Here is a 17,882-nt window from a genome sequence, read left to right as displayed (position 1 = left end):
TTATCTTAGCCATTGTCTACAACTGTAGTACTAAGAAAATACGCATAAATCAGAAAGAGAAAGAGTATAAACCAAAAATACAGTTTATTAAAAGAGGGATTAGAATCCCCTCTCTTTCAAGAGCGGGAGATGTCAATGACAATTATCACAATGCCCACAACGCCAGTTACCAGTTTCTTTGTTAAAACCAAAGGCGTTTAACAAAAATTGCCAACGACACTGCTTGGTAAAAAGATATTTATTCATCTGCTTGGCGGCGTGTAATTGTGTTAGAGGCTGATTTTTTGTATTAGACACAATGGTGTAGTGGAAAGGGTCAAGCCAGTTGAGTTTACCACTACTGTGCAACAGAGAAAGAGCGATCGCAGCATCGGAAAATTGTCTTGTCACTGCATCCACTTCGCCTGTTTTGGGCAATTTTTTGACTAATTGCTGTGCTTGTAGCTGTTGCGATCGCATTTTATCTTCAAAAAACTTCTGTCTTTGCTTGTCTTCTGGATCTAGCCACCCCGTAGGTTCACTTACCAAAGTCATTACTTCTGCTGGTTTACCATCTCGTCCAGCACGTCCAATTTCCTGTAGGTATTCCGATAGCAACAAAGGTGCGTGAAAGTGAACCACCCAACGTACATCTGACTTGTTTATCCCCATACCAAAAGCAGAAGTACAAATCACGAATGGTATTTTTCCTTCTATCCAAGCAGTTTCAATGGTGCGACGTTCTTCTGCACCGAGTCCTGCGTGATAACTGGCTGTAACGTAACCCAACTGTTGTAACCATGCAGCTAAATTCTCGCTATCTCGTCTGCTGCGAACGTAAACTAATCCTACTGTTTTTTCTTTTTCTCTGATGAACTTTAATAATTGTTGCTTCCTGCCTTGTGGAGTCCAAATCAATCGGACTCTTGGGTTAAGATTAGGACGATAAGGGTCTAATAAAAATACTGCTGGTTGATTTAGTCGTAAAGTTTCTCGAATTGTTTGTTGGGCTAGAGGATCGGCGGTGGCGGTAAAAGCGGCTAGTGTTATTTTTGTTCCTGTTGGTTTTGATTTTAATAACGCTGTCCGCACCGCCCCAATTCTTCGATAGGCTGGTCTAAAAGTTTCTCCCCATTGCACTAAACAATGTGCCTCATCTAAAATTAAGCCATTAATTGTCAGTTGTGGCTGACATAATCTTTGCCAAACTGGTGGGCTGAGTAAAGTTTCTGGTGATAAATATAATAACCTCAACTTTTGTTGTTCTAAAGCTTGCAGAGTTTTTCGTCGTTGCCAAGAGGGTAATTCGTTATGTAAAAGTGCGGCGTTTAAGTTACGTTGGTGTAGTTCTTGAACTTGGTTTTCCATCAGCGCTACTAAAGGTGAAACCACCAAAGTTAATCCTGTTTGTAATAACGCCGGAAGTTGAAAGCAAATAGATTTTCCTCCACCAGTAGGCATGATAATTAATGCATCTTTTTTTGCCAATAAAATTTGGATGATTTCTCCCTGTGGCGAACGAAAATCTTTGTAACCCCAAATTTCTTGAAATGCCACCAGAACGTCATTCCAGGATATTTTTGCAGAGTTATTCATGAGCAGTAGCGGATGGAATTAATTTTGAATATATCCTCTATTGAAAAGTTATTGGCTCAGTAATTTTATGTAGTTGTGCAAATATTGGCAAGTATAAATTATACATAAACTGCGGAGAAAAAAGAACGCAAATAAAATTATCTGATTTTAGATCTTTGATTTTAGCGTTTACGTTGACGGTGATTTGCAGCCTGTGTTAGTAAAGATTCCGCAAAAGCGATCGCTTCTTGAGCTGATTTACCACCTGCTAACTGAGCTAGTTCTTCCCGACGTTTGTTTAAATTATCCAAGCTAGTAATACGCACAACTGTACGTTCTTCACTTGAACCATTGTGTTCTTTCCTACCTTTAATTCGATTGATCACATGCTTATCTACGCGAAAATGCCGATCTGCCATGGCAGCAACTAAAGGTTGATGTGTTACACACAATACTTGGTGAAACTGGCTCAACTGGTGTAATTTTTCGGCGATCGCCTGCGCTACTCTTCCAGATACACCAACATCAATTTCATCAAATACCATTGTTCCCGTTGTCTGTGCTTGGGAAAAACAAGCTTTCAGCGCCAGCAGAAATCGACTCATTTCTCCACCAGAGGCTGTTTCTGATAGAGGTTGTAGTGGTTCTCCTGGGTTGGGGCTAAACATAAATGTGATTTTGTCTGCACCCATGCTTGTGGGAGGAATGAGTGCAATTTCTACTTGAAACTGCACCTTTTCCATCGCCAAAGGTTTCAGTTCCTTGATCAGTTTGGCTTCTAATTTGGCTGCGGTGGTACGACGTAATAGTGTTAACTTTTGACACGCTTGTGTCAGTTTTGCTAAACATTCAGCTTCTTGGATTTCTAAACTTTCTATTGATTGTTCACTATCATTGAGTTCAGCTAACTCGGCTTGGATGCGCTGGTAATAGGCGATCGCTTCTTTGAGTGTCGGTCCATACTTGCGACAAACTTGCTTTAATTCACGAATTCTGGCTTCTACCTCTTCCAATCGCTGCGGATCTGCCTCTAAACTTTCCCCATAAGCATTAATTTGCCTGGATACCTCCGTCACTGTGGCTTGAGCATCCCTCACCATATCCAACAGTGGCTGCATCTGGGAGTCGTATTCAACCATGTCAGTTAACGTCACTTCGCTGTCTCCCAGCAAATCTGTAGCGGTTGGGGCTTCTCCATCGTCTTGGTATAAAGCTTGGTATACTTTATAACTCATTTGCTGGAGTTCGACAACATGATTTAGGCGTTGATGTTCTTGTTGGAGTTGTTCGAGTTCATCGGGTTCACTGAGGTTCACTTCTCCTAGCTCTTTGACTTGGTAAGTTAATAAATCTAGTTGTTGTAAGCGTTCCCGTTCTGATGTCCGACGTTTTTCTAAGGCTTGGTGTGCTTGTTGGTAGGCACTAAAAGCAGTGACAACTTCTTGACGTTGTTGCAAAATAGATTCACCACCATAGGCATCCAACCAGTCACGAATTTGAGCAGATTGACCGAATAGCATTGTTTGGCCTTGGGCGGTGATTTCTACTAGGCGATCGCGCAGTTCTGACATAAACTGCTGATTCACCACCACTCCATTGACGCGCGATCTACTCCGTACTTTCCCGGAATTAGCTGTAATTTCTCGACTAATAAATATATAATTTTCTTCAATTAATTCTATTTCTTGTTCAGTTAACCAGGCTATTAAAGCAGAATTAGAAGTAAAAGTTGCTTCTACCATTGCTCGATTTGTACCAGTGCGAATCACGCGACTAGAAACCTTTCCACCCAACACTGCATCAATCGCATCCAAGATAATCGACTTTCCTGCGCCGGTTTCGCCTGTCAATACATTTAATCCAGCGCCAAATTCTAGTTCTAATTGGTCAATCAGGGCAAAATTTTCTATTCGCAATAGAGATAACATTGAGTCATCCGATTTTGGATTTTGGATTTTGGATTTTGGATTTTGGGTTTTGGATTGATTATACTGACAAGCCTGGGAGCTTTTAGCATCAAAAAATTATCGGTCAAATTATCCATCAGGGTAGACGCCAGATAATTTGTACTTGAAGGATACTAAAGATTGTGTTTTTGCACCTTGCAATATTCACTACTTTTTTTATACAAACTGGCTCTTTTAGGGATACCAAAACTAGTTTAGTTTGATTTTTATATCTTGGCCCACTCATATAGGAGATTAGGGATCAGGGATTGAAGGGACAAGGGGGCCAACTAATCAGTTAACAGTTTAATTTGATCACTGAGAACTGTTAACTGATTCATGCCAAATCCCCAACCTTCTTACAAATTGTTACAATACTTAACAAGTTAACTCCGATGCGGTGGTAAGTTCATGAATGCGAAGACTGTTTCCCCCACTTCCCTGCAAATAGATCATGAAGAAGTTACAGAAAATGGTGCAAAAATGTCGATAGTGAGTTTACCAGTACCGGAGGAAGACCAAGCAAGCAAGGTGCTGGTGATTTCAAAAAGTGAATCTGAGGCTTTACAATACAATCCTCAGAGGATAGCTACATATTATAGAAGTCGTCCCGTACAGGTTTTACGACGCATCATTACAGTACTAACACCAGCAATCAGATTTGCTTTGGGTATATGGTGGGATAGTAAACGGGGAGCTGTCGTCAAAAATGACCGTCGTCGGGCAATTCAGTTGCGAGAAATGCTGACGAAACTGGGGCCTGCTTACATTAAAATTGGGCAAGCTTTATCTACTCGACCAGATTTGGTTCCTCCGATGTATTTAGAGGAATTAACACAGTTACAAGACAAATTACCTGCTTTTGCGAATGAAATAGCCTATCAGTTCATCCAAGAAGAACTAGGCGCACCACCTCAAGAAATTTACACCGAACTTTCACCAGAACCGATCGCAGCTGCTTCTTTAGGACAAGTTTATAAAGGTAAGCTCAACACAGGTGAAGAAGTCGCCGTTAAAGTCCAACGTCCCGACTTGCGCGAACGCATTACTATTGACTTATATATCCTCCGCAGACTGGCGGGATGGGCGCAGAAACAATTTAAACGTATCCGCAGTGACTTGGTAGGTATCCTGGATGAATTAGGCGATCGCATCTTTGAAGAGATGGATTATATTCACGAAGGAGAAAATGCCGAGCGTTTTTATCAGTTATATGGTCATTTAAAAGACGTTTATGTACCGAAAATTTACTGGGAATACACCAATCGTCGTGTGTTGACGATGGAGTGGATTGAAGGTACGAAATTAACCAATACAGAAGAAATTAACGCCAAAGGTATAGACGCCCGCTATTTAATTGAGGTAGGAGTACAGTGTTCATTACGACAGTTATTAGAACACGGATTTTTCCACGCCGATCCTCATCCTGGTAATTTGCTAGCCACTCGTGATGGAAAATTAGCGTATCTAGACTTTGGGATGATGAGCGAAATTCAGCCACCCCAGCGTTATGGCTTAATTGAAGCGATTGTTCATGTAGTTAACCGCGACTTTGAAGGTTTAGCCAATGACTATGTGAAGCTAGATTTTCTCTCCCCAGAGACAGATTTGACACCGATTATTCCTGCATTTGCACGAGTATTTGCTGATGCTCAAGGTGCTAGCGTTGCGGAATTAAACATCAAAAGTATCACCGATGAACTATCGGCTTTGATGTATGAGTATCCTTTCCGGGTTCCTCCCTATTACGCTTTAATTATTCGTTCTTTGGTGACACTCGAAGGGATTGCTATTTATATCGATCCCAACTTTAAGGTATTGAGTGAAGCTTATCCCTATGTTGCTAAACGATTACTAACCGATCCTTCACCAGAATTAAGAGCATCCTTAAGAGACTTATTATTTAAAGAAAATCGTTTTCGCTGGAATCGTTTGGAAAACTTGTTACGCAATGCTCGTAACAACCAAGATTATGATCTGAATTTAGTGTTGAATCAGGGAGTTGATTTTTTGACTTCCGAGCGTGGTTCATTTATTCGCGATCGCTTGATCGATGAATTCATTAAAAGTGCAGATGCTTTGAGTAAAAATATTCTGCATAACTTTACCTATCTACTTCGAGAAAGAGTTGGTGTCACAACTATCAACGAAACTCCTGGCGCTACAGACGAACAACAACAAACTTTGGAACATATTAAACGAATATTGAATATTCTCCGCGAAACCCGTGGCTTTGATCCAACTCAGCTTGCACCCCAAGTTGTACAAATTGCGCTCAACCCAGGTGTACAGCGTTTAGGACAGCAAATAGCTGGTCAATTGTTGCAAAAAGCAGCCGCTAGGTTAATTCGGGAATTATTGACATTTGAGGAAGGCGATCGCAGTTTACTCTAAATGGAGTACACCCTGCCGTACGCTTGTTGAAATCTGCGGTATAAGCGAAATGCGGGGGTTGGCGATCGCATGAATTGTGGGATGTAGATAATGATTACAGTGTAAGAAGTCTTCAAGTGACACCATGACGCGATCGCTTACATACTCGTCCACAAAGTTCTGATCTTCGTCGTTGTACCTCAAACACTCATCGCCAAATTTTTGAGGTTCGATGATGAACTTCTTGTTTTAAAACTTGTACCAAAAGATTTGGTGCAAACAGTGATCTGTTAACTGGCTTATCTGCTATTGCAATTTGACTTCTAAAATGTAAAGGTGATTGAACAAATAGGAAATGCCCTAAATTGGCTTTTTCAACTTATCTGCCATGACACAGACAGCCTTCGACCGATTTTGGGAACTTGTATTTGGGGCGATCGCTCTCAATCCTAAAGCATTTGAATTGATCCAAATTCTACCCCAAGGTTTTAGAGTTGCACTTTATACCGCATTGTTAGCAGGCTTTTCACAAGCTTTTGGTCAAGGCATTGTACTATTTGTTAACCGAGTCAAACCAATTCGCTTTCTTCTCAGTTTAGCGATCGCCTCAGTATTATTTGCATTTAGTGTGTTGTTTTGGGGTCTGAGTACATGGTTTGTAAGTTGGCTATTCTTTGATGCTAGTACCCCATACGAGACTATATGGTCTCTTTTGGGACTGGCCTATGCACCAATGATATTTAGTTTTTTGGTAGCATTACCCTATTTTGGTGTACCCATTAACGTCATACTTTCCATTTGGACATTATTGGCTTTTGAAGTTGGTTTACATGCAGTCCTACATGTAAGTGTATGGCGAGCCTTTTGGTGTGCTGGTTTAGGATGGATAGTACTCCAAATTTTACAACGTACTATAGGTAAACCCATTGCAGCAATTGGTGTATGGCTTTCTAACACCGTGGCTGGGAAAAAACTAGTCACAGATATGCGAGGGATAGAAAATCTTCTGCAAACAAGAGGACAAATTCTTTTCAGGATTTATCCAACTACCAATACTCTCGACAATAGAGATGACAGGGAGTGAGATGATGTTAAAGCGAGTCGTCAAATTTTTAGGTATTTTTTTGATAGCCTTGCTTTTAACTATATTATTCCCACCACTGCGACATATGTGGGTAGTTGCGTACAATGCTCTGAGTGAAGCGCTAAGTTTGACTGTAAGTTTAGCGCAGATTGCTTTAATTGCTATTCTCTTCGCTGGACTGCTTGTTCCTCTAGAAGCTTTGGGCTGGTGGGCAGGTTGGTATGGCGATCAAATTGATACTACACTTGACCCAGGTACATTAGAAGAACCGATACCACCCCAAACAAATATTGTGCGTTTTGTGATTTATTTGGATGGTATTGGTCAAGCTTCATCGCGGTACTTTCCTGATGGTGAGCAGTTTCTCAGTCAGTTAGCAGCCATATTACCAGATAACATCGCCATCATTCGGGGATTAATTCCTTACTCCGTCCTCAATCGACCTTTAACCGAAGGGGGATTCTTCTCGTTTTTTTGGCGGACAGCCGAACGATTAAGTATGTCCGAAAATCCAGGTATACTCGGTCTTTTGCTGGCTGTAGCAATTAATATTCGTAACACCTTTGTAGTCATGGTTTCTGCTGACCAGCGTTACGGCCCAATTTATAACCAGGGAATGGCTCAAGTTATGTACAACAGCCTGGTTAGATATGGTTATCAGCCTGGTAGCGGTGTACCAATTACTCTGATTGGTTTTAGTGGTGGTGGACAAATAGCGATGGGGACACTCTCGCATCTCAAGCAGGCGTTAGTAGCACCAATTGAGGTAATTTCTTTAGCTGGAGTTATCAGTGGTAATACTAATGTGTTGATGGCAGAGCATCTCTATCATTTTGTTGGTGACGAAGACCCAGTTGAGCGTTTAGGCGCGATTTTTTTTCCCAAGCGCTGGAAAATCTTTTTCTTATCCTACTGGAATCGTGCCAAACGCATGGGCAAAATTTCTTTCGCTTCCCTTGGTTCAGTCGGTCACAGTGGTGCTGGAGGTGTCTTAGATCCTTACCAATTATTGCCTGATGGTCGCACCCATCTACAAAAAACATTAGATGTGGTGACAAGAATCTTACTAGAGGAGTATGACACAGAGCAAGAAACCGAACCCCGTCAACTCAGCAATTACGATCGCTATCAACAAGCAGACTTTAATCGACCAGACTACTATCCTTTACCTCAAACAACAAGATCCTTAACTAAAACTGTACCAGCAAATCTTTATCGACCCATCGCCCCTTGGATGGGGAGGCTGATTTTACCATCAAAGCAACAACGACGATTTGGTGTTTTGCTGGAACTGTATCATGCTCCTGATGAATATCAACATCTCATCGGACAAGTTGTAAATTTGAAATGGCTTAATACTTCCCCAGCCAGAAACTCAGCACAAACAGTTATTAAAGACGTGCATTTTAGCCAACAAGCAATCTACAGTTCCCAACAAGGGTTAGTTCAACCAATTCGTTTGAATCATTGGCGACAGGTAACACCGCTAGAGTCTTTAGCAGGTTCCAGACCTAATGATGATGTTGTTGTCATGTTGCATGAGCCTGTGGTGATTGAAGAGAATGGGGAAAATCAAGCTGTTACTTTGCACATTAATAGCGAACCTGTGCAAATTTCAGGGCGATTTTACGCTTTAGTGAAATTTTTACAACCATTCAGCCCAGACGGCGAACAGTTCCGCGTAGTTCATTATAATCCTGCCTCTGGTCAATTTGATGGAGTAGAAGAAGTCGTAAGAATGCCCCAGGTAATTGCTTACGAAAACGAAATTTATCCTTCCACCAACCGTTATATTGAAAAGTCCCCTTTAAATCCTACAGGGTGGTATATTTACGGTGCTAAAGATCCTGATGGCGTGTTTGTAGTCCAATCACTAATTCCTCGGTCTTTGGTGCAAGTCAAGCCACAACGGGTAATTAATGGCAAAAATCCAGCCTTGAATTATCTGAAAAAAGAAGCTTGGCAGGAAATAATTGCTCATAAAGGACACATTCAATCTGTGCTTATGAATACCAAAGACTGTGAAATTAAGGAAGCAGTCTCAGAGTGGTGTGAAGGCGATCGCGCCTTAGTTCTCCATACCTACGGCGGTATCGGTGGAAAGAAAAAAGAAGCCGCAGCTAGCACCCCCATCTACTTTGGACATTTTGCTTATGGAGTGGCGCAGGTTGTACGGGAACCCCTAACAGATGAATTATGCTTTGACATTGAGTATCACCAAGTTTACACTCACAACATCGATGGATTAATTGCTGGCACATTGCATATATCACGTTACTTGGGCGATCGCCAGTTTGGTTGGCTGGGGATGCGTCCCACAACCAATATTTTGATCAAATATGACCCTTTTACTGAAGGTTATGATCTTAATGGTGTCAGGCGATCCGCATTGCAAACCCTGATTCAGCAATTAGAAATCATGACAGCCCGTTACCGGATTGGTGATGGTACTGGTGGAACCTATGTTGGCCCTGCTAATAACTGTTCCCAAGATTCCAATCAGGCGTTATATGCAGCTGTTAAAGCCATTGAGATGGGAATTAAATTTCATAATCCAGAGTATCAAAACTGGCTAGAGTACAACCCCGAAGACTTCAACCGTCTGCAAAAATTGGTCAAGTTAGGAAAATCTCTGCGGTGGGAACTATTACCCTTTGGCGTCGCCCGCGCTGACTGGCAAAACTCCAGTGAAAACCTCGGTAGTTCTCTAGAAGATAGTCCCTTCAAACAACTATTTACAGGTTTAATCAGTTGGCGAACAATGTTTCCTCGCAAAGCTAACGATACTGTAACTGAGATATTTATCCAGCAGGGAGCTTCTGTATGGATGCTGACCACCAGTCAAGTAGGTGGCTGTGATCCAGATATTGCTGCGATCGCTCCTTTAACATTTTAAGTTAAGTCATTTGTCATTGGTCATTCCCCGATCCCGAATCCCCGATCCTTATTTCCAGTTAGCATCTACCACCTAGCACCCATATTATGCATACATCACACCCACGATCAACCAACGTTCAGAGGATAGCCAGTGAATTTCGTTTACTAGGTTGGATTGGTTTCTGGCTACAGTTAATCTTGGGAAGTATCCCCCTATTTATCGCCATACCGACACTGTTTTTTAGGAACAATGCTGGCCGAGTTAGCACTCAAAACAGTATTGGTGCGTTTTTTGCCTATGCTTGTTTACTAGTTTTGCTCTTCACAATTTATTGGTGTTTTCGCTATACACGCTTATCGAAAAAATTAGATGATCCTGATCTACGTCCCTCTAGAAAAGAAGTGATCAGAGGTTTGTGGATCGGCATAATTGCCAATATTAGCGGCATGATATTTGCAGTCATTGTCTTAATGACCCAGGTCGGCTTGCTGTTGAATAAAATTTTATCAATTCCCCAAGGCGCATCTACTATTTATAGACCCATCCCTGGTGCGGCGGTAGCAACTCCAGGTTTACCAATTACTCCCCTACAAATTATCTCAATGCAGGCAGTTAGCTGTGCGATCGCAGCCGAATTGGTGGGAGTGATTGTTGCTTTGTGGCTATTGTATAGGCTCATGCCACAGCCTGCTTATGAATAGACCTCTTGCAAAAATATTTTTACCCCACCCTAACCCTCCCCGTTTACGCTGCGGTGTACACACAAGTTATCGAATTGCTACCAGTTCTCGAATTACCCCTCCCTAACCCTCCCCTTGCAAAGGGGAGGGAACAGGTACCGCCTCGGAATAAATTCCGAGTCTCATAGCGCAAGTCCTCTGAAGAGGACTCAAAAAAAGTTTGTTCCAGTCCACTTGAGTGGACTTTCGCTATGAGCCTGGAACTTTAGTTCTAGGCGGGATACAGTTTCAACATGAAAAATTTTGACTTGTGTGTACACCGCAGCCCCGTTTACGGGGAGGGAACTAAATCTTCCCCCCGTGAACGGGGGGATTGAGGGGGGTTCATTCGACTTTTGCAAGAGGTCTAATAAGCTAAAATCCGCCCCCGGTTTAGAGGGAGCATCCCAAATGTTCAAAAAACCCGCCTGCGATTGAAATCGCAGTCTTGATTTTATGAAGTCGTCTGAAGACGACTTGTGCTATTAGCTAACGGTTTAAACCCAAGCGCGGTATAGGGATGCTCCCGGTTTAGAAAGCGGATTTAGTGGTGTTCAGATCCCCGACTTAGCAAAAGTTGTCGGGGATCTATAACCCCTCAGAAATAATGGGACAGACCACTAGCGAACTAATTCCTTCACTTTCTTGATAATACCTTCAGGGTCTAATCCCTGATAGGGGAACTGTTCCCATAATCCACCGCAACCTTCTTTATGAATACCAAGGTGAGCGAATTTTGGTGTGAATCCGCGTTCTAGTAACCAGGAACCAAAGCGGCTACCCAAACCTGTGCGACGATTGAGTGCTTCTACAACCAGAACAAAAGGTGCTTTACCAACTTTAGCCAGCATTTCTTCATCAATGATATTGAGTGTCGGCTTGTTGATCAAACCAACATCAATTCCTTGCTGTTTAAGTTTTTCGACTGCATCGAGAGCGCGATATAATCCATCACCAAAGCTGATAATATAACCAGCAGTTCCTTCTCGGATAACTTCATCTTTACCAGGAACAAAGGTATAACCTTCGCCAAAGAAATTATTGCCATTTTCATCCAAAATCTGAGGAACTTTGGAGCGGGTGGAGTAGATAAATCTTAACCCAGGGTCAAAAAATACTGCTTCCACACAGGCTTTCATTTGGCCAGCATCGGCGGGGAAGTACAACCGTGTTTCGTAACCGTCGTCTAAACCATTGTCGGCGAACATGTTATTGAGACCAAAATGGCAAGTATTGTCTGCCATATCGTCTACACCGCAGTGAGAAAAATGACATAAAACGTTGGAGTAGTTCAACCGCGCCATTGTGATTTCAGAAATACACATTTCCAAAAAGGCGCTAAATGTACCAAAAATGCCTTGTTTACCTTTTTCCATACCGAAGCCGGCGGCGGCGGAGAAGTTACCCCGTTCCATAATGCCAGAAGCTACGAAAATATCTGGATAGGCATCATGAATTTTTTTCAAACCGCAAGAACCTTCGAGGTCACTATCGATACACATGACCTTTTCTTGACGTTCTTTAGGACTCATGCGGCTGAGGACGGATATTACAGCATCACCAAAGACATTACGGTTAGAATCCCATTTTTCGCTGACACCAAGGAAAGTGTAGGGAAGCTTGGGTTTTTTGATGTTCTTGAGATATTCGACAGCTGCGCTTTGTCCGTGTTTTTCCAAGTAGGCGATCGCCTTATCTACGGGAATCACATCATGACCGTGGGTTGATCCTTCAATCCCATCAATCCCGACAGCCATTTTCCGCTTGTTCACCAGAGCAATTGGCCCATCGGTGGTTACTGCTTCACAGATACGACGATATAAATCATCTATATCTTCAGGATCTCCTACACTGGCATTAACACCATGACCTGTGAGAGTTTTAACAACACTAAAACCTGGCAGATATTCAGAAGGATGTCCAGCAATGGTGACATCGTTATCATCAATGATCAATTTGACGTTGAGATTTTTGGCAACTGCTAAACGTGCAGCTTCTGCATCATTTCCTTCTTGTTGTGAACCATCAGAACCAAGACAAACCACTACTTTGTCTGGATTGGCCATTGCCACCCCATTAATATAAGGCCAGACATGTCCCAAACGCCCAGAGCTAAATTTTACACCTGGCGTCAATCCTAACTCAGGGTGTCCCGGTAGTCGAGCATGGGCTTCACGATAGTGAGCAAGTTGCTCAAAGGGTAGATCACCATGCAGTGCAGCCATGAGGTACTGAGTAGCAACCCGGTGTCCTGCTTCATCAAAGAAAATCGGTACGAACTTATCTGGCGCACCTCTAAATAGTGCATCCAGAATAACAACCTCTGGCACTGTGTCGTAAGGGCCACCAGTGTGTCCACCTACACCCCTAGCTGCTCCCGTCGCTGTGAAGAAAACAATCGCATCACGACATAGCTGGATATTAGCTTTGAGAGTCTGGCGTTGCTCGTCGGTAAGGGTAGGATTGCTTGGATCTAGTGCTAAAGGCTTGTAGGCTCCTAAATCAATCGGAAAGCTACGTTCTACAACATTAGTCATGACTGATTTTCCTTGATTCACTCATTGTCATCATACATTTGTTGAGAGAGACAGTTAAAGGACAAGAGTCAATTGTCAAGGGTAAAGTATGAAATAAATATTTTTTCCAGTCCCCGTTCCCCTTTCCCCTTTCCCCGTTCCCTTCCCATGTTCTCTACTCGCTTTATCCGTTTCTTTCGCCATCTTACCTTTGCGGTTCTCAAACAAGTTGTCAAGGAAAGTGGTAAACACAGATTATCTGGTTTAGCTACGGAAATGGCTTATAACAACTTGTTAGCTTTATTTCCTACACTGGCGGCTATTTTGACAATAATTGGGATGTTAAATATTTCCCAAAATCAAGTTGATGCTTTAGCTCAACAAGTACTTCATTTTGCCCCAGAACAAGTTCCGTTGTTATTAAAACAATTTACTAGACAGATACAACTACCTAAAAGTAGAGAAGTTGTTTATATTAGTTCTTTGGTTGCTCTTTGGCTTGCATCGGGAGCAATTAGTGCAGCTATGAACGCGATGGATGAAATTTACCAGATTCCACCAAACTTGAAACTACCTTTTTGGAGAGCGAAATTAATTTCTTTGATTCTGACGATCGCTACTATTGGTTTAGTGCTAACTGCTTCTTTATTAGTATTTATTAGTGACCTAATAGTTCAATTTGTGTTGGATACTACACAAATATCTGGAGCGATATTTTTCTCTGCTTGGTCTTGGTTTCGTTGGCTTTTAACCTTGATGATCATAGCTTATGCGTTTAGTATTATTTATCGTCATGGTCCGAGTCAATGGTTAAATGGTACTCCAATTATGCCTGGAGCAATGATCGGAGCCTTACTATGGGCAGGTGTTTCTAAATTATTTAGAGTATATGTTAGTAATTTCGGTAACTATAATTTGACCTACGGAGCTTTGAGTGCAGGGATTGTCTTGCTGTTATGGCTCAATCTCAGTTCTTTGATTCTACTAATTGGCGCACAGTTAAATGTCACGGTGGGAAAATCAATGAAAGCTAACAATCACAATAATTTTTAATTTGCTCACTCAAGCTAGTTAAATAGTGAATATATTGTTGTTTTGATTTATGAGGAAACAAAATCATTAGGATTTAGTCAATTAATTACATTTATCTACATCATTATTTTCTTTTAAGCTAAAAATGCTCATTTAGAAGTATAAGAATGAGCATTGAGTATTATTTTGTGATTTTTTATCAATCAGATATTCACTAACTATAGAGAAAATATATGGAAAATAAATAAGAATTTAATATTTATATATATCCTTTTTTTTGATCTGATATATCATTAACGCAACGCCGACATGCCAGAGAATTAATGATTGTTGGCAAGGTAAATATTAAAGCTTTGCTTTTAATCCAGGAGCTAATAATATCAATGAGTTACTACGATTTTGACAACCACTTTTGGTCTCCAAAACAAGTTTGCTGTCAATCAAAAGTACGAAATAAAGAGAGAGAAATAAAACCCAAAATTACGTCCAAAACAGTTTTGCTTGGGACTTTAGCTTTAGTATGTGCAGCTATTTCGACTACAGCGCTGATCAAATATAAAACTGTCGTCAATAGTGATCTTCAAGACGACAACTCCGAAAGTGCATGTATTGTTTTAAGACGCGAAACATTCCGTATGTATTGCTCTTAATTTTGTTCAGATCCCCGACTTCCTAAAGAAGTAGAGACGTAGCTACGTCTCTACTTCTGTTGGGATAACGAAAAATCGTTCAATGGGTCTGACCCCTCGTTCACCCACAAATTGGTTTGTAGAGACGTAGCAATGCTACGTCTCTACTTCTGTTGGGATAACGAAAAATCGTTCAATGGGTCTGACCTCTCGTTTACCCACAAATTGGTTTGTAGAGACGTAGCAATGCTACGTCTCTACATCTGTTGGGATAACGAAAAATCGTTCAATGAGGGGTGATACCCACCATTAGCCAGCTGTATCCCTAAAGAAGTCGGGGATCTATAATCAGATTTAACCTAATCCCAACAGCACGATCGCAGATCTTCTTTGTGCTTGATACACATTTCCTTTAACCACTGGTGCAGTTTGTCGATCGCAGCAATCATCAGGAGAAGATAACGCTGTATCTATAATTCGATACCATTGTTGTCCATCAGCAAGAAGTGGTAGTTCAAATGTTACTGGTTCCCAGTAAGCGTTAAGTATAAAATGTAGATTCTCATTATGTTCTGGATAGCGCAAGCTGAAAGCTAGGCTATGGGAATAGTATGACCAATCTGGTTGACCTAATTTGACGCCATGCCAATATATATGAGGTTTATCACCACCATCGATAACAGCAAGTACACGTTCTTGAGCAAAACTTTCCAATGATTGAGTGAATTGAATCAACCCCTTGACAAAACGTAGTAAATCTGAGTTTTTTTCTATTTTGCTCCAATCAAACCAGCTCAATTCATTATCCTGACAATAGGCGTTGTTGTTACCTCGCTGCGTCCGGCGAATTTCATCACCCATCAGTAGCATGGGTGTCCCTTGAGAGCAAAAAAGAATTGTGAAAAAATTCTTGATCTGTTGTAAACGTAAAGCTTCTATTGCTGGATCGCTTGTTTTTCCCTCGACGCCACAATTCCAACTATAGTTGTCGTTAGCTCCATCACGGTTGTCTTCTTTGTTAGCTTCGTTGTGCTTGATGTTGTACGAAACTAAATCATTCATCGTGAAGCCATCGTGGCAGGTAATAAAATTAATACTGCGGTAGGGTTGATAATCCAGTTGGGGGTAAAGATCAGGACTACCCATAATCCGATTTGCTAAATGAGCGATCGCACCTTGATCTCCTTTGACAAAACGGCGCACATCATCCCGAAAAGGCCCATTCCACTCAGCAAAACGTTGAGCATTACCGATAAATCCTCCGACTGCGTAAAGTCCAGCTGCATCCCAAGCTTCAGCAATCACCTTGGTTGCGACCAAAGCTGGACTAGTTTCAATCGCCCAAAGTACAGGAGAAAATACCGTTGGATGACCAAATTCATCACGTGCTAACACAGCAGCTAAATCAAAGCGAAATCCATCCACATGCATTTGCGAAGCCCAATAACACAGGCTATCAACAATCATACGGGCAACCATTGGGTTATTGGCTCGCAAAGTATTGCCGCAACCACTATAGTTGCTGTAGTATGCCTTATTTTTTTCCAGAATATAATAAGCTTTATTCGCCAGTCCCTTAAACGAAAGCGTCGGGCCATCGTGACTACCTTCTGCTGAATGATTATAAACCACATCTAAAATTACTTCAATTCCCGCCCGATGTAATGCTTTGACCAAATCACGAAATTCATTCACAGGCCCCAAGGGATCACTTTGAGAACTGTAACCGTTGTGAGGAGCAAAAAAGCCAATAGTGCTATAACCCCAATAATTATGTAAACCTGGACGCGCATCTTGGGGATCAAATTGGTGGATAGGAAGCAACTCAACTGCGGTAATTCCTAATTCTTTGAGGTAGGGAATTTTTTCGATTAATCCAGCAAAAGTACCACGTTTGTGTGCAGCAACTCCAGAACTCGGATGACGGGTAAAAGCATCTACATGCAATTCGTAAACTATAGTTTTAGCAAAAGGCCTTTGTAGTGGTTTATCTTCTTCCCAATCGTATATACTAGTATCTAAAACTACACTCCTCAATGCCTGAGCGCAATTATCTACACCAAAGGGAATCGCTGCTTCACGACTATAATTTTCCCAATTTACAATTGCTTGCGCGTAAGGATCAAGCAGTACCTTACTACCATCAAATCGCATTCCTCTTTCTGGCTGATAAGGCCCGTAGGCTCGATAAGCATAAACCTGTTCCGTCCCAATTCCTGGTACAAAAACATGCCAGTAATAATAAGTTCTATTTAGTTTGGGGTCTAAAGAAATTATATGACTGGGTTTAGGAGCATCTGGTTCATCAAAAAGTAATAAATCTAAACCTGCACAGTTAGAAAAAATTGAAAAATTGACACCATTAGGATGAACGGTAGCACCTAAAGGATAAGCTTGACCAGGCAAGACGGTTTGCAGAGTATGGAGTTGAATCATTTAGATATTTTTAGGGGACTTCTAGAGGACACGGAAAAGACGGAGAACAAGGGGGAAGAAATCGCCTTGAATAAAAAATTTGGGTAATTTATGTTTTGTATTTTCCTTAATATTATTTTCGAGGGAGCATCCCAAATATTCAAAAAACGGCGTTGCTGAATGCGGTATGAATCCGAATGTACCAGACACGATATATTGTGTCTGGTACAAGGGTTTTGGAATCACTTAAAATCATTTTCATACATGAAATCAGCAATGGCCAAAAAACCGCCTGCGATTGAAATCGCAGTCTCATAGTGAAAGTCTGCTTTAAGCAGACTACTTGATTTTATGAAGTCGTCTTCAGACGATTTGTGCTATTAGCTAACGGTTTAAACCCAAGCGCGGTATATTGAAAAAATTGGGATGCTCCCACTTGGGAGGACGTTGCTGATTTCATGTATGAATCTAGATGTACCAGACGCGATATATCACGTCTGGTACAAAGGTTTTGGAATCACTTAATCAAAAAAACATCAAGAAAACACATAAGGTCAATGTAAGCAAAATGGCTGATTGCTTTCTCATTTTGCCAAAATGCTTACTCGAAAAGCCATATTACTTTCTCATTTCGGTAGATCACGCACTAAAAATGTCATTTTGCTTACTCGAAAAGCCATTTTACTTTCTCATTTCGGTAGATCACGCACTAAAAATGTCATTTTGCTTACTCGAA

Annotated in this window: 10 protein-coding genes; 5 read left to right on the top strand and 5 right to left on the bottom strand. The window is 41.4% G+C overall.

What is annotated here, in order from left to right:
• Positions 1-132 precede the first annotated feature (132 nt).
• Positions 133-1,575, bottom strand: a complete 1,443-nt coding sequence (locus AC5JMK_RS13715; protein ID WP_495910357.1) for a RecQ family ATP-dependent DNA helicase — start codon at positions 1,573-1,575, stop codon at positions 133-135.
• A gap of 161 nt (positions 1,576-1,736) precedes the next feature.
• A complete protein-coding gene (gene recN, locus AC5JMK_RS13710) occupies positions 1,737-3,482 on the bottom strand; it encodes a DNA repair protein RecN (RefSeq protein ID WP_495910356.1) in 1,746 nt (581 codons plus the stop codon).
• A 429-nt stretch (positions 3,483-3,911) separates the two neighbouring features.
• On the opposite strand from recN, the gene AC5JMK_RS13705 reads away from it, so the two are divergent.
• Positions 3,912-5,894: an ABC1 kinase family protein gene (locus tag AC5JMK_RS13705; RefSeq protein WP_495910355.1), complete on the top strand. Its 1,983-nt coding sequence runs from the start codon at positions 3,912-3,914 to the stop codon at positions 5,892-5,894.
• Here the strand turns inward: AC5JMK_RS13705 and AC5JMK_RS13700 are convergent.
• Positions 5,886-6,077 carry a hypothetical protein gene (locus tag AC5JMK_RS13700; RefSeq protein ID WP_495910354.1) on the bottom strand — a complete coding sequence of 64 codons (192 nt, stop codon included), beginning with the start codon at positions 6,075-6,077 and terminating at the stop codon, positions 5,886-5,888. The genes AC5JMK_RS13705 and AC5JMK_RS13700 overlap by 9 nt on opposite strands.
• Positions 6,078-6,261: 184 nt before the next feature.
• Here AC5JMK_RS13700 and AC5JMK_RS13695 point away from each other — a divergent pair, with 184 nt between their 5' ends.
• From AC5JMK_RS13695 to AC5JMK_RS13685, 3 genes are all read left to right on the top strand, one after another.
• Positions 6,262-6,957, top strand: coding sequence for a YIP1 family protein (locus AC5JMK_RS13695; RefSeq protein WP_096675605.1), 696 nt, complete (start codon positions 6,262-6,264; stop codon positions 6,955-6,957).
• Between the two features lies 1 nt (position 6,958).
• Entirely contained in the window at positions 6,959-9,853 is a 2,895-nt protein-coding gene (locus AC5JMK_RS13690) for a CAAX protease (protein ID WP_495910353.1), read from the top strand.
• Between the two features lie 86 nt (positions 9,854-9,939).
• Positions 9,940-10,536: a DUF3611 family protein gene (locus tag AC5JMK_RS13685; protein WP_096675604.1), complete on the top strand. Its 597-nt coding sequence runs from the start codon at positions 9,940-9,942 to the stop codon at positions 10,534-10,536.
• Between the two features lie 638 nt (positions 10,537-11,174).
• On the opposite strand, the gene AC5JMK_RS13680 is transcribed toward AC5JMK_RS13685, so the two are convergent.
• Entirely contained in the window at positions 11,175-13,091 is a 1,917-nt protein-coding gene (locus tag AC5JMK_RS13680; RefSeq protein WP_495910352.1) for a transketolase C-terminal domain-containing protein, read from the bottom strand.
• 147 nt (positions 13,092-13,238) lie between these two features.
• On the opposite strand from AC5JMK_RS13680, the gene AC5JMK_RS13675 reads away from it, so the two are divergent.
• Positions 13,239-14,123 (top strand): YihY/virulence factor BrkB family protein, encoded by an 885-nt coding sequence (locus AC5JMK_RS13675; RefSeq protein WP_096675602.1) that lies wholly within the window; start codon positions 13,239-13,241, stop codon positions 14,121-14,123.
• 962 nt (positions 14,124-15,085) lie between these two features.
• Here AC5JMK_RS13675 and glgX read toward each other — a convergent pair.
• Positions 15,086-17,167, bottom strand: a complete 2,082-nt coding sequence (gene glgX, locus AC5JMK_RS13670; protein ID WP_495910351.1) for a glycogen debranching protein GlgX — start codon at positions 17,165-17,167, stop codon at positions 15,086-15,088.
• Between the last annotated feature and the right edge of the window lie 715 nt (positions 17,168-17,882).

The organism is Pelatocladus sp. (genome assembly GCF_059505505.1).
This window is presented reverse-complemented; position numbering and strand designations above follow the sequence as displayed.